This is a genomic window from Armatimonadota bacterium, from assembly GCA_036504095.1.
Taxonomy (GTDB): domain Bacteria; phylum Armatimonadota; class DTGP01; order JAKQQT01; family JAKQQT01; genus DASXUL01.
Map to the genome: position 1 here is coordinate 1 of DASXVS010000063.1, position 13,010 is coordinate 13,010.

General features: G+C 61.6%; 16 protein-coding genes. 10 read left to right on the plus strand and 6 right to left on the minus strand.

The window, feature by feature from the left end; genetic code table 11:
- Positions 1–349: 349 nt before the first annotated feature.
- The 9 genes from VGM51_14270 (at position 350) to VGM51_14310 (ending at position 6,166) form a co-directional block, all read left to right on the plus strand.
- Positions 350–583 (plus strand): type II toxin-antitoxin system prevent-host-death family antitoxin, encoded by a 234-nt coding sequence (locus VGM51_14270; protein ID HEY3414201.1) that lies wholly within the window; start codon positions 350–352, stop codon positions 581–583.
- Positions 583–1,017 carry a type II toxin-antitoxin system VapC family toxin gene (locus VGM51_14275; protein ID HEY3414202.1) on the plus strand — a complete coding sequence of 145 codons (435 nt, stop codon included), beginning with the start codon at positions 583–585 and terminating at the stop codon, positions 1,015–1,017. The genes VGM51_14270 and VGM51_14275 overlap by 1 nt, the downstream gene beginning before the upstream one ends.
- A complete protein-coding gene (locus VGM51_14280; protein HEY3414203.1) occupies positions 1,014–1,511 on the plus strand; it encodes a YcxB family protein in 498 nt (165 codons plus the stop codon). Before VGM51_14275 ends, VGM51_14280 begins: the two co-directional genes overlap by 4 nt.
- 98 nt (positions 1,512–1,609) lie before the next feature.
- Positions 1,610–2,107: a YcxB family protein gene (locus VGM51_14285; protein HEY3414204.1), complete on the plus strand. Its 498-nt coding sequence runs from the start codon at positions 1,610–1,612 to the stop codon at positions 2,105–2,107.
- Complete coding sequence (locus tag VGM51_14290) at positions 2,104–2,598, plus strand: YcxB family protein (GenBank protein ID HEY3414205.1); 495 nt, start codon at positions 2,104–2,106, stop codon at positions 2,596–2,598. Before VGM51_14285 ends, VGM51_14290 begins: the two co-directional genes overlap by 4 nt.
- 88 nt (positions 2,599–2,686) lie before the next feature.
- Positions 2,687–3,166, plus strand: coding sequence for a thioredoxin family protein (locus tag VGM51_14295; protein ID HEY3414206.1), 480 nt, complete (start codon positions 2,687–2,689; stop codon positions 3,164–3,166).
- A gap of 150 nt (positions 3,167–3,316) precedes the next feature.
- A protein-coding gene (gene prfB, locus VGM51_14300; GenBank protein ID HEY3414207.1) for a peptide chain release factor 2 occupies positions 3,317–4,439 on the plus strand; the annotation gives its coding sequence in 2 pieces (ribosomal slippage) (positions 3,317–3,373 and positions 3,375–4,439; 1,122 coding nt in all).
- 47 nt (positions 4,440–4,486) lie between these two features.
- Positions 4,487–5,137: a 5'-nucleotidase gene (locus tag VGM51_14305; protein HEY3414208.1), complete on the plus strand. Its 651-nt coding sequence runs from the start codon at positions 4,487–4,489 to the stop codon at positions 5,135–5,137.
- Between the two features lie 27 nt (positions 5,138–5,164).
- Positions 5,165–6,166 carry a M28 family peptidase gene (locus VGM51_14310; GenBank protein HEY3414209.1) on the plus strand — a complete coding sequence of 334 codons (1,002 nt, stop codon included), beginning with the start codon at positions 5,165–5,167 and terminating at the stop codon, positions 6,164–6,166.
- A 6-nt stretch (positions 6,167–6,172) separates the two neighbouring features.
- Here the strand turns inward: VGM51_14310 and VGM51_14315 are convergent, their stop codons facing one another.
- The gene (locus VGM51_14315) at positions 6,173–6,709 is read right to left on the minus strand and encodes a nicotinamidase (GenBank protein HEY3414210.1); all 537 of its coding nucleotides are present in this window, start codon (positions 6,707–6,709) and stop codon (positions 6,173–6,175) included.
- A gap of 39 nt (positions 6,710–6,748) precedes the next feature.
- Entirely contained in the window at positions 6,749–8,110 is a 1,362-nt protein-coding gene (locus VGM51_14320; protein ID HEY3414211.1) for a nicotinate phosphoribosyltransferase, read from the minus strand.
- 84 nt (positions 8,111–8,194) lie between these two features.
- On the opposite strand from VGM51_14320, the gene VGM51_14325 reads away from it, so the two are divergent.
- Positions 8,195–9,196, plus strand: coding sequence for an ATP-binding protein (locus VGM51_14325; GenBank protein HEY3414212.1), 1,002 nt, complete (start codon positions 8,195–8,197; stop codon positions 9,194–9,196).
- A 16-nt stretch (positions 9,197–9,212) separates the two neighbouring features.
- Here VGM51_14325 and VGM51_14330 read toward each other — a convergent pair whose 3' ends face one another.
- The 4 genes from VGM51_14330 to VGM51_14345 form a co-directional block, all read right to left on the minus strand.
- Entirely contained in the window at positions 9,213–9,800 is a 588-nt protein-coding gene (locus tag VGM51_14330) for a GNAT family protein (GenBank protein ID HEY3414213.1), read from the minus strand.
- A gap of 175 nt (positions 9,801–9,975) precedes the next feature.
- On the minus strand, positions 9,976–11,640 hold the full coding sequence (groL, locus tag VGM51_14335) for a chaperonin GroEL (GenBank protein ID HEY3414214.1): 1,665 nt from the start codon (positions 11,638–11,640) through the stop codon (positions 9,976–9,978).
- 94 nt (positions 11,641–11,734) lie between these two features.
- Positions 11,735–12,016 (minus strand): co-chaperone GroES, encoded by a 282-nt coding sequence (gene groES / locus VGM51_14340; protein HEY3414215.1) that lies wholly within the window; start codon positions 12,014–12,016, stop codon positions 11,735–11,737.
- A 165-nt stretch (positions 12,017–12,181) separates the two neighbouring features.
- Positions 12,182–12,910 (minus strand): biotin--[acetyl-CoA-carboxylase] ligase, encoded by a 729-nt coding sequence (locus VGM51_14345; protein ID HEY3414216.1) that lies wholly within the window; start codon positions 12,908–12,910, stop codon positions 12,182–12,184.
- Positions 12,911–13,010: the final 100 nt, after the last annotated feature.

Here is a 13,010-nt window from a genome sequence, read left to right on the forward strand (position 1 = left end):
CGTCGGGTCGTGGCTGTGGCTCTGGCTTCCTTCAGACCCCACCTCGCGGTGACGCCCTTGCCGTCGCTTAACGGTTCCGATTCCCTTTACCGTAGAGGACTTTCACCTCCGAGAACGGGCGCATGCCCGGCGTACATGAAAGGGCCGAGACCGCACTCCGCGGACTCGGCCCTGCTCACATCGCCGCTATCCGCCTCCTGCCCGAGACGAGACGCCCGCCCGCCTTCGCGAGGAGTGCCGGTGGGATGCCAGCGCCGAGACACGTAGACTGGCAGCCAAGGGAGATTGACGGCGACTCGCTGGTGCGGTAGAATAGACTAGTGTCAGACCAGTCTATCGGGAGGCCCAAATGACCGAAGTTGGAGCGTACGAGGCGAAAACGCATCTGTCCAAACTCCTTGACCGCGTGGCAAAAGGCGAGACCATCGCGATCACGAAGCACGGGGTTCGGGTCGCCATGCTCATTCCAACTGATGCTCGCCCGGATCCGGCGGAGGTTTTCCGGCAGATGCGGGAATTCCAGGCATATCACAGGCTAAACGGCTTGAGCATTCGCGAGATGATCGAAGAGGGCCGCAGGTAATGCCATTCGTGATCGACGCCTCGGTATCGCTCGCATGGGCCTTTGTCGAGGAACGAAATGCGTACACTCGTGGCATCCAGATGCGTTTGGAAACCGACGTAGCTTACGCCCCCTCTATCTGGCCTCTTGAAGTCGCCAATGTGCTTCTGATCGCGGAACGCCGCGGCCGAATCACACAGCGCGACGCCACTCAGTTCGCCGGAATGCTGTTGGTGGCGCCAATTTCCGTCATCGAGACGACCCCACGCCAGGCGCTGAATGACGTTCTTTCACTGGCACGAAGATCCGCTCTAACCGTCTACGATTCCTCCTATCTCGAGTTGGCGCTGCGTCTCGCGTTGCCAATCGCAACCCTCGACGATAGACTCCGCGCGGCTGCCACTGCCCTCGGTGTACCTATCCTTCAACCCATATCAGAGACTACAGACCGATGACCGTCAAATATGAAATGACACAGGCCGATTACTGGGCACTGAACAGATACGTCTACACACATGACCGTCGCCAGCGTCTGTTCGTCTTGGGGGCGATTCTATTGATGCCCCTCATCGCGTTCGTCAATCTGTGGTTCAGCGGACTGCCCCACTGGTTCGCCTGGCTCGCTGCGGCCGTAGCGCTGGTTGTCTGGGCGCCTGGCATGTACGGGCTTCTGCGATTCAGGGTGTGGAGTCAGCTTCGTGCGTGGCCCGCAGACATGAGGCGGATTGAGATCACGCTGGCGGAAGACGGGGTCCATCTGGCGTCGCCGAAGTCGGTAGGGCTGGTGTCGTGGGACGGTGTTGTTCGGGTTGCTCAGGACAGTCGCGCGGTGTTCCTGTTCCTGTCGCGCCAGATGTCATACGTGGTCCCGGCGCGGGCATTCGGCTCCGAGGCGGAACGGGCGGAGTTCGTCTCGTTCGCATCCAGTCACGTTGAGCAAAAGGCTTGAGCACATCCGGTATCGGCGTGCTCCCCGGGTTCTGCGCTGCTTCGCCGTCGATGCTATCCTTCACATGAAGGACTGACTGACGAGCTGCGAGGAACTGGATGACCGTCACATACACGATGACTCAATCTGACTGGTGGGGGCTCAGCCGCTACGTGTACACGCACGATTGGCAGCTGGGGGCTTTCGCCACCGTGGCCCTGCTCATCCCTTCCGTCGTTGCGTTCACGTCCGTGCTCAGCGAGCCCCGGCCGTGGCTGATGGCGACCAGGGACGCGGTCGTCGTCCTCCTCGTCTGGGCCCCGGTTGTTTACGCGCTTCTCCGCCTCAAGACGTGGAGTGTTTTCAGGGCTCTGCCGAAAGGCCTTCGAGACGTTGAAATATCGGCGCTGCCTGTGGGGCTCAGCATCATCACACCCACAACGGAACAGACCATCAAGTGGAACGCGATCACGAAGGTCCGGCGAGACCGTCGCGCCATCTACCTGTTCCAGACGTCCCGGATGGCGCACATCGTCCCACTGCGGGCGTTCTCTTCACCCGAGGCGGCCCGCAGGTTTGTCGATTTCGCCGCCAGCCACGCCGGAGGCGCCGGTTGACCATTTCATATCGGCTGAGACCCGCCGATCACTGGGCTCTGAACCGGTACGTAATGACCCACGATCTGCGATCGGGCGGTCCCCTGCTCCTCGCAGGGCTTGTGGTCCCAGCTTATCTTCTCGTGGCGATGCTGCGCGACGGAAAACCGCTCCAGCAATCGGCGACGGCCGCGCTGACCGTTCTCCTGGTCGCGTGCGTCGCCGGATACCCGCTCTTCCGCCTGCTGGCATGGACCAAATTCCGGGCAATGCCGGCCCATCTTCAAGCCATCGAGATGTCCTTCCAGGAGTCTGGCATTCGCGTGAAGACTTCCAAGGGAAGCCAGGCGGTCGGATGGGGCGCCATCGCGAAGGTGCGGTCCGACGGACCAAATGTCTACCTGTTTCTGTCCAGGCGCTCGGCGCTCATCGTTCCGAAGCGCGCATTTACCACCCAGGCGGACGTGATATCCTTCCTCGACCTAGCGCGCCGGCAAACCGGCAGCCGATAATCGCGCATCGGGAACGATTCACCCGGCGTCCGCTGTTTCAACAGTGTAACTCGTGCGCGGTATACCGCGCGATCGAATGAAGACGTCAATGAACGAAACACCGTCACGACCGCAGGGACGGTCCACATGGCTCGTCATCGCGCTGATAGCAGGAGTCATCGCCATCCCGTTCTTCCTCCAACCAAAGCACTCTGATAACGTGCCCGGAGCCCCAGGCTCGTCTGCGCCTGCCAGCACCTCGCCAACGCTTGGCGACAAGTCTAGCACCGGTAAAGTCGTTATGCTCGATTTCTACACGGACTGGTGCGGCTACTGCACGAAAATGGACCAGGAAGTGTACCCTCAGGCCAACGTCAAGAAAGCCATGGAATCGTTCGAATTCCGCAAAATCAACGCGGAACAGGGCGACGACAACAAGGCTCTGGCCAGGAAGTACAACATCGAAGGCTTTCCTACCATCGTGTTTGTTGACTCGAAGGGTACCGAAGTGCATCGCATCGTAGGGTATGAGCCCGCGCCACAGTTCGCCAGCGAGCTGAACACACTTTCGGACAAACTCAAGAAGTAGGCCGCCGATTGGTCCTGGCGCTGCCGCCGCAGCCATTTCACCGTCACGCAAGCATCGAAGTGCTATAATGCTTCGGGCCCGGGACTGCGTCGTCCTGCCCGGCCAACCGCGCAATCCGGCCGGTCGGTCTTGCTGAATGGGAGCATGGACTTGTTAGTCGATACACGTCACGATATTGAACGTTTGCGGCAGGATTTTGCCGAGATCCGGAGGCATCTTTGACCTGGCACAGCGCCAGTCTCAGATAGATGAAATCGAAGCCAAAGCCGCCGCCCCGGACCTGTGGGACGATCCGGCGAGCGCCCAGGAGATGATGCAGCGCCTTTCCGCCCTCAAGGAATCGCTAGCCCCGTGGAAAGAGATCGAGCAGGGACTCGAAGACACGGACATCCTGCTGGAAATGGCTGCGGACGACGCGGACGCCGAGGCGGAACTGGAGTCGGAGGTAAAGCGCGTTCAACGCCTTTACGCGACACTTGAAATGCAGACCCTCCTGGGCGGGGAACACGACGCCACCAACGCCATCGTCGAGATCAATGCGGGGGCCGGCGGAACCGAGGCCAATGACTGGGCCGCCATGCTGATGCGCATGTACCTGCGCTGGGCGGAGAAACGCGGATTCAAAGTCGAACTCGTTGACCAACTGGAAGGCGAATCCGCCGGAATAAAGAATTGCACGTTTATTGTTCGCGGACCGCATGCATATGGGTATATGAAGGCAGAGCGCGGAGTGCATCGACTCGTCCGCATATCGCCGTTTGATGCGAATAAGCGCCGGCACACATCATTTGCCAGCGTCGGCGTTTCGCCCGAAGTCAGCGACGACGCCGAGGCCGAGATCAACCCGGATGAGATTCGCGTCGACACATATCGCAGCAGCGGCGCAGGCGGCCAGCACGTCAATAAAACCGAAAGCGCTATCCGCATCACCCACCTACCGACCGGTATCGTGGTAACGTGCCAGAATGAGCGGAGCCAACTAAAGAACCGGGGCACGGCGATGAAAGTGCTGCAAGGACGCCTTGCCGAACTCCGCGAACGTGAACGCGAAGAGGAACTGTCTACCCTGAAGGGCGAGCAGAAGAAGATCGAGTGGGGCGCTCAAATCCGTTCCTACGTTTTTCAGCCGTACACGATGGTGAAAGACCTGCGGACCGGAGTGGAAACGGGCAATATCATTGGTGTGATGGATGGGGATCTCGATCCGTTCATGGAGGGATATCTCAGAATGAACGCCGAGCGCTCCGCCGACACGCCTGCCGAAGCAGTCTGAGGAACAACCGGTTTCCGCAGGCGCCTAAAGACCGGAGGGAGTTCGAAATGAAACACGCTACCACCTGCATAATCGCCGGCGCGCTTGCGCTGATGTCATCGGCAACGCGTGTCGACGCTCAGGCGCTGGGTACCTCCACCTCCGTCATCACCGGGACGGGCGCCCGCGCAGCGGAGACCAGCGCGGGCAACCTTATCGCCGACGCTTTGAAAGCGGCCGTCCGCGCCGACGCCGCGCTGGTACCGGCGGACGCCGTCGCGCCCGCAACCATCGCCAAGGGACCAATAAGCCGTGATGCGCTGAAAAGCGTATTACAGGATCCGGACGACGAGGTCGCGGTGATCAGCCTGACCGGCGCGCAATTGCGGGTTGCCCTGGAGCGGAGCGTGAGCATGCACCCGAAGCCGTTCGACGGCCTGCTGCAGGTCTCAGGCATTTACGTCGAGTTCGATTCCGGCCGTTCACCTGGCCCCCGCCTCCTCAAAGTCACCGTCAATGGTGCGGCGCTGGATGCGAATCGAAAGTACCGCATCGCGGCTCCGTACACACTGGCGAGCGGTGGGTTGGGCTACTACCGCATGTGGCCGGACAAAGAGATCGTGCGCACCGGGAAATCGGTGCTGGATGGCCTGGCAGCCTACGTTGCGGCTCAACACACGGTAAGCCCGCGGGTTGAAGGTCGTCTGGTCGGGAAGTGACGGGCCGTCCGCGCCTATAATGGGCGTATGAAGACACGTCCGTCCACCTCCGCATTCATCGCGTCCGCCTGTTTCGCCGCTTTCCTGGCGGCCATCCCATCAGGTTGCGCTGGGAACGTCGAATTCGACGGCCTGCGCGCGATGGAAAGCCTCAAGAAACAGGTAGCCTTTGGGCCGCGCGTTCCAGCGACGAAGGCACACGATTCCTGCCGGGATTACCTCGTTGCCGCGCTCAAGCCGAACGTGGATTCCGTTCAGTTACAGCACTTCCAATGGACGCGCAGGATCCGTCCGGCAAGCTATCGGGAGACGTTAAAACTCCCTTCGAATCTCCCTGTGCCGGCAAGCGCCACGTACCCCATGGACAACATCGTGGCGGTCGTTAAGGGCACGGACGGCAAGGATCCCGGGCTCCTTCTCTGCGCTCACTGGGACAGCCGCCCCACCGCCGACAACGAGGCCATTCCCGCCGACAGGCTGAAGCCAATCGACGGGGCAAACGACGGCGCTTCAGGCGCCGCGGTGCTCGTGGAACTGGCGCGGGTCTTCCACCAGAAGAGGCCATTGAGCGGGGTTATCTTCGTCCTTTTCGACGGAGAGGACCTCGGTCCGGACGTGGCAAATATGCTGCTCGGGGCCGCCTATTACGCCAAACACCCGATCCCCAATAAACCCAGGGAGGGCATCCTCCTGGACATGATCGGCGACGCCGACCTCGCCATCTACAAAGAGGGGTACTCCGCCGACGCCGCGCGTGAATTGAACGATACCGTGTTCAAGACCGCCATCCGCCTCGGATACACAAAGCAGTTCCGGGATGAGGTCAGACTCACCATCGATGACGACCATATTCCGCTCAACCTCCACGGCATCAAGACCATCGACCTCATCGATTTCGACTACCCCGACGCTTACAACATGAAGACCACGTACTGGCACACGCTGAAGGATACGCCGGATAAGTGCAGCGCCGCGTCGCTGGAAGCCGTCGGCCGGACACTCGCCGCCGTCGTCTACGAGCGGAAGTAGCACTGGTTAACTGTCCTCGATTGTGACGCCCGCCGCGCGCATCTCATCCAGTGCGCGGTCGCCGTCGCCCGCGTTTACGTCCACGGAACGGCAGGCGTCCGCGTACACTGTGACGCCAAACCCCGCCGCCTTTGCATCCAACGCGGTCGCCTTTACGCAGTAATCGGTTGCCAGGCCCACCACGGCCACTTCATCCGCGCCGCGAGAACGCAATTGTTCGGCCAGATCGGTACCCTGGAAGCCGGAGTATGCGTCGGCTTCGGGCGTTGTTGCCTTCCGTACTCGTAACGCGACGGAGTCCGCACGGAGATCCGGGTGGAGTTCCGCACCGGGAGTGCCCGCCACGCAATGTGGCGGCCAGATTCCGCCCTGCTCGACGAACGAGCAATGGTTGGCAGGGTGCCAGTCCTGCGTGGCAACGATGAGCGGGAACCGGTTCATCAACCGGTTGATTGCCGGAACCACGGCGTCGCCGTTTGGGACGGCTAATGTGCCTCCCGGACAGAAATCGTTCTGCACGTCAACAACGATCAAGGCTTTCATCTCAATCTCCAAATCCATCCCAAACCTGGGCAGGCTGCGTCATATCGGGAACTGAACCCGTTGCAGGTCCGGGTTGTCTCCCGGGGCGCGGCCGGCCTTGGCCAGATCCACCCACTGCCCGCCAACCTTGACACGCACCACGTCCGCGGTGAAATCCGTGTTGGTCGCGGTGTCATTTCGAAAGCACCAGCTCCCAACGCCGTATACGTCCACCGGCACGCCCTCGGCTTCGAATTTGCGAATCTTCTCGGGTGAGAAGCCGCCCGTGGCCACGATGCCGACGTTCCGGCAGTAGGATGCCGCCTCTTCCTCCCAGCCCGGAGGAACTTCCCAGCGGCGCCACGCATCGTCCGTAGCGGCGCGCAGCGTGCGCACCAGGCGGGGGTTTACGCCGTTGTCCTGCGACGGGTCGCCCGTCGGTTGGACGCTGGCATCCCGGACCGATGCGCTTGTATCCGGACGAACACCCACCAGGCGATATCGCGACGCCTGCTCCTCATCTCCGTCCTGGCGCGCCCGGAGATACCTCGGCCACAAGGCGTCCATTATCAGCAGGGTGTCCCGCATGCAATCGTTACGAAAGTCCACGAGGGCGATTCGCGGAATCGCAGGGTCCACGATTTCCGCGAACGCAACCATCGACGCCGGCGAATCGCCGAGGAAACAGGCGATCGCCGCGTGAGCCACGGTGCCGCCGCCCTCGGCGCCCCACCAGTCCCCCTGTGCATCGGTGGAGACCTTACTTGATGTCGCGCGCTTCGGGTGATCTTCCGCATACCGCTGCACGGCGATGTGGTAGGCGTATCCGTCCATCGCCTGAATCTCGTGGGCGTCAAACCTCGCCGGGAAGAACAATACCGATTTGCCCGCGGCGGCGGCGAGTATCTCATAGACATTGGTCGCGACGCGTGAACTGCGCGACAACGCGCCCAGCGTCGGCGTTTCGAGGTGGGCGAAATCGCGATATCTACCGCGAACCCGCATCGCCGGCGTCACGCGAGAAGGATCCCCTCCATAGCAGGCATAGTCCCCGTCGTGGACAGCTTGAACCTCCAGGTGTTGGGAAGTGTTGACCCATGTTCCGCCGGCGTCGTGGTAGCCTGTGCAGAGCGCCAGCATCGCCAGAGCTTTATCGACGCCGCAGACGAGAGTGCCCGGCTGGCGCCGCGAGAACCACTGCATCTCGACTTCGAGATCGCCGACGCGAACGGAGTGCGGATCGATGCCTGGGGGCAGCGCCATCGGGTCGGACCCGCTGTACCGTTCGTCGCGGTCTGCAAGCGTTGCGAGAATGCGCTGAATATTGACAAAATAGCGGTCGGAATACCAGCCTCTGCGCATTCGTTCTGCGTCCAGTTTAAATACATCGGCACCTAATCGGGATTCATCAAAGCGGCTCATGGCTCTTCCTTCGTGGCTTTATTTCGACTTGCTGATTGAGCATCGGGACTGACGCTGCTGCCTTCGTCTACAATACCTACTGCTATGTATAGCACAGACACAACCGGACAAAGCGGTGGGCGCTCGCCACTGGGGCGCGAGCCGGGCGATGATACTCGCCGGCGAATGGCGGCCGTGCTGGATACGCACGCGCAAACGCTCTGCGAGCAGTGGACGGATGCGCTGCTATCGATTTCCGGTGGACTCTATGAGGGCTCGCCCCGCGAAGACGTCATCGTCAGCGCCACACGCCTGTTCAACGCATACCTCGATTACCTCCGGAGCGGAGACTCGACCAGTCTCGCCGAAACCATCAGGTCTTCGGCGAGGCGGCGTTTCGAAGCGGGCGCTGCGCTTGTCTCGCTGCTTGAGACCGTTGGGGCGGCGCGCATTACGCTCTTGCCTGTGCTCTCGTCGTCGCTCACGGAGCCTCCAGGGGCGCTCGCCGAGGCTGTTTCCGCCCTCATGTCCGCCGAAGAGATGTCCGCGGTCTGGATCGCGGAAGCGTATGAAAGCGTGGCGGAGGGTCAACTTCACACGGCGAATGAGAAGCGTGAACTCGCCGAGCAGGAAAAGGTGACCTTCGGGCGTGACATCACCCGTCTGGTGACTGGCGAGCGCTTGCTCCTGTGCGAGGCAGCTGAAATCCCGCCTCGGGCCGATGTACCCGTCCTGCCGGTGGTAAAGCCTCGAGATGTTCGAGAAGCGCGGGAAATAGTCCGCGCGCACGCCGAATCACTCGGATGGTCACCCTCGCGGGCTTATGAGCTGCAACTGTGCGTGGGCGAGGCCGGCACGAACGCCATCCGGCACGCAGGCACGGCATCGTTCCAGGCGTGGACCCAAGATAATGAGGTGACGTTCCGCTTCGCCGATAGCGGCCCCGGCATCGATTTCAATCGCATCCCCAGCGCGCTGAAATCAGGGTATTCAACGGGCTCCTCGCTCGGGATGGGCTTCACATTGATGCTGGAGTTGGCAGACTCCATCCGGCTGGCAACCGATAGCCACGGCACGGTGCTGCAGCTTACACTCGCGCCGCGCTGAAGAGGCCGCGCTGTGCTCAGCGCCGGTGGTTCAGCACCCCGTCCAGCAGCGGGCTCTCGAATTCCGTTGAGAGGCAGTCCATATAGACCATGTCCCACAATCGGCCGCCCATGAAGAGGCATTGCCTTCGCCTGCCGAATTCCTTGAACCCCGCCTTCTCGTAGCACCGGATAGCGCCGTGATTGAACTCAAAAACCGTGAGGATCACGTTGTGGATGCCGTGCGCCGTGAACGCGAAGTCCAGCATCAATCGGGTGGCTTCCGTTCCATACCCCTTGCCACGGCAATCCGCCTCGCCAATACAGATTCCGAAATTGCCGGTCCTGTTGCGAAAGTCGAAGTCCAAACCGGTGTCACCGATGGCTCGCCCGGTACTCTTCTCGAAAATGGTGAACATCGGGTCACCCTCGCGCCTGGAGGCGCGCTCATACCAGTCTTCCTCTTTCTCCCACGTCATCGGGTTGGCCTGAATCGTGAGGTTGCGGGTGGTTTCGAAATCGTTCATCCACTTCTGATACAGCGGCAGGAGGTCGCGGCGGAGCGGGCCAAGCGCCACGCGTTCACCGACCATGTTGTAGATTGGTTTGTCTAGTGATCCGTCCATCTGCCCCTCCTCGTTGTCCGGCATGTTTCGGACAGGATATCGTGACCCGCCGATGAGTTTCAAAGCGTAGCGGTGAACAAACAGCCCCGCCCATGCGGGCGAGGCTGTTGTGCGTCGGGCACGGAGGCCCAACCTACCATCCATTTCGGGTACGAAGGCCCGACCTAACGGGTTCCTAGAAACCCATGCCGCCGCCCATGCCGCCCATTCCGCCGGGCATGCCACCGCCACCGCCGCCGGGCATCGGAGGAGCCGGCTCCTTGATGTCCGCGACAACGGCCTCGGTGGTGAGGATCATGCTGGCGATGCTGGCTGCGTTCTGCAGGGCATAGCGCGTGACCTTTGCCGGGTCCACGATGCCCGCCGCCACCATATCCACATACTCGCCGGTGACCGCGTTGTAACCGACACCGGACGGGCTGGTGCGTATCGTCTGTGCGATAACGCTGCCCTCAACGCCGGCATTGTTGGCGATGCAGCGGGCCGGCTCTTCCAACGCGCGCTTCACGATGTTCACGCCGGTCTGGAAATCAGCCGCGCCGGAGGTCGTCTTCGACTGAACCGCGTCCAGTTGGCTGAGGAGGTGGATATACGTTGCGCCGCCGCCGGGAACGATACCTTCTTCGACTGCCGCGCGCGTGGCCGACAGAGCGTCCTCGATTCGGGCCTTCTTCTCTTTGAGCTCGGTCTCGGTAGCCGCGCCGACCTTCAAGACCGCCACGCCTCCGGCCAGTTTCGCCAGGCGCTCCTGGAGTTTTTCGCGGTCGTAGTCGCTCTCGGTTTCCTCAACCTGGCGCTTGAGCAAGGCGATGCGGCCCTGGATGGCTTCGGTGGTGCCGGCGCCTTCCACGATCGTGGTCTTGTCCTTGGTCACGACCACCTTCTTGGCGCTGCCAAGCATATCCGGCGTGATGTTCTCCAGCTTGAGGCCGAGGTCTTCGGTAACGAAGGTACCCTTCGTGAGGATGGCGATGTCTTCCATCATGGCCTTGCGGCGGTCGCCGAAGCCCGGGGCCTTCACGGCCACGACGTTCAGGATTCCGCGGATCTTATTGACCACAAGGGTCGCCAGCGCTTCGCCATCGACGTCTTCCGCAATGATGACGAGGGGCTTGCGGCTCTGCGCCACCTGTTCCAGCACCGGGAGCAGATCCTGCACCGAACTGATCTTCTTTTCGTACAGAAGGATCACGGGCTCTTCCAGCGTGGCTTCCATGCGCTCCGCGTCGGTAACCATGTACGGGCTGATGTAGCCCTTGTCGAACTGCATGCCTTCGGTGAGTTCCAGCGTGGTAGTCGTTCCCTTGGACTCTTCGACCGTGATGACGCCGTCTTTGCCGACCTTATCCATTGCCTCGGCAACGATCTCGCCGATAGTGGCGTCGTTGGCGGAGATGGTGGCGACTTCGGCGATCGCCTTGTGGGAGTCAATGCTTGTCGCCTGGCTGGCGATGGCCTTAACCGCGGCAGCTACGGCAGCGTCGATTCCGCGCTTCACGGCCAGCGGGTTCGCGCCGGCCGCCACGCTGCGAAGGCCTTCCTTCACCATGGCCTGCGCGAGGACCGTCGCGGTGGTCGTTCCGTCGCCGGCGACATCATTTGTCTTGCTGGCTACTTCGCGTACCAACTGGGCGCCCATGTTCTCGAACGGATCGTCCAGCTCAATTTCCTTGGCGATCGTTACGCCATCGTTGATAACGGTCGGGCCGCCCCACTTCTTTTGCAGCACTACGTTGCGCCCGCGGGGGCCAAGAGTCACCTTCACAGCGTCGGCCAGGGCGTTCACGCCGCGCTCAAGCCCTCGACGAGCCTGCTCGTCAAATTTCAGTTCTTTAGCCATTTTCGCTCCTTCATCGGAGAAGGATTCGGGATTCAGGATTCAGGATTCAGCCCCTATGTGGAACTGAATCCTGAATCCTGACCACTGAATCCTCTCACAGAACCGCCAATATATCGTCGTGGCGGAGAATAACATACTCCTCGCCGTCTACCTTCACTTCGGTGCCGGCGTACTTGCCGTACAGCACCTTGTCGCCCGCCTTAACCTCAACCGGCGCGACCTGGCCGTTTTCCAACGTTTTGCCGGGACCCACGGCGATGACTTCGCCCGTAGTCGGCTTTTCCTTTGCCGTATCAGGCAGCACGATGCCACCTTTGGTGGTTTCCTCGGCGCCCGTGTTCTTCACGATGATGCGATCCGCTAGCGGTCTCAACATAACGTACCTCCTGAGAGTAATATCTTACTTCGTTGGCACTCGGTTTCCATGAGTGCCAAATCCCATGGCCAGTATAGAGAGAAATGACACGGCGAGGAAACGACGCAATGGGGAAACGGGGAAATGTATGGACCATTTCCCCGTTTCCCCATTTCAACGTTTCCTTCAATAGTTCCGGATCGAGACTTCCGCGGCTCTCACGCTTCGCGCCTCACCGCCAACCACCACGCGGAGGGCGCCGTCGTCCTCAATCGTTCCGCCGACGGCTTCAAACGCCTCGCCGCCTTCCAGCACGGTAATGGCGCCCGCGGCAAGGTCCATCGCCGGCCATCTGGCGGCGAATGAGGCCCAACCCGCCTCTGACGCCACCGATTCAGAGGCGTGAACCACCGCCTGCGCGAGGCCCGGAATCAACGTCTCAATATCCCCTGCTCCACCGTGCGCGGCCAGGCTTGTGGCAGGATGGGCCGGCGGTGGGACATCGGGATGGCTCGAAACGTTGATCCCGACGCCAACCACAACCCATTCCAGCCGCCCTGCGCGCGCGGCGCCGGTCTCAACGAGGATGCCGCCCACCTTGCGGCCGTAGAGATAGAGATCGTTGGGCCACTTAGTTCTGACCGGCTGCCAGGTTTCTTTGCGAAGCGCATCCGTGAGGGCCAGGCCGCAGGCAACGCTGATCCGGCCAGCCAGCGCAACGGGGATTTCGGGCCGAGTGACAACGCTGAGGTAGACGTTTCCCGCGCCGCCCTCCCAGGTCCGGCCCATCCGCCCGCGTCCGGCGTTCTGATCGCCGGCCCAGACAACGGTGCCTGCCGGCGCGCCTTCCCGGGCGAGGCGGATTGCCTCGTCGTTCGTGGAGCCCAGCGTATCATACCGGTAAATACAGAGCATACATCCTCCGTCCAGACGGAATCCGGCGCGAACGCCCCTTCAGCGCGACGGGAATCATGGTGCGCGGCAACGGGTTCTTCACCCGTAAGCATGCCGTAGG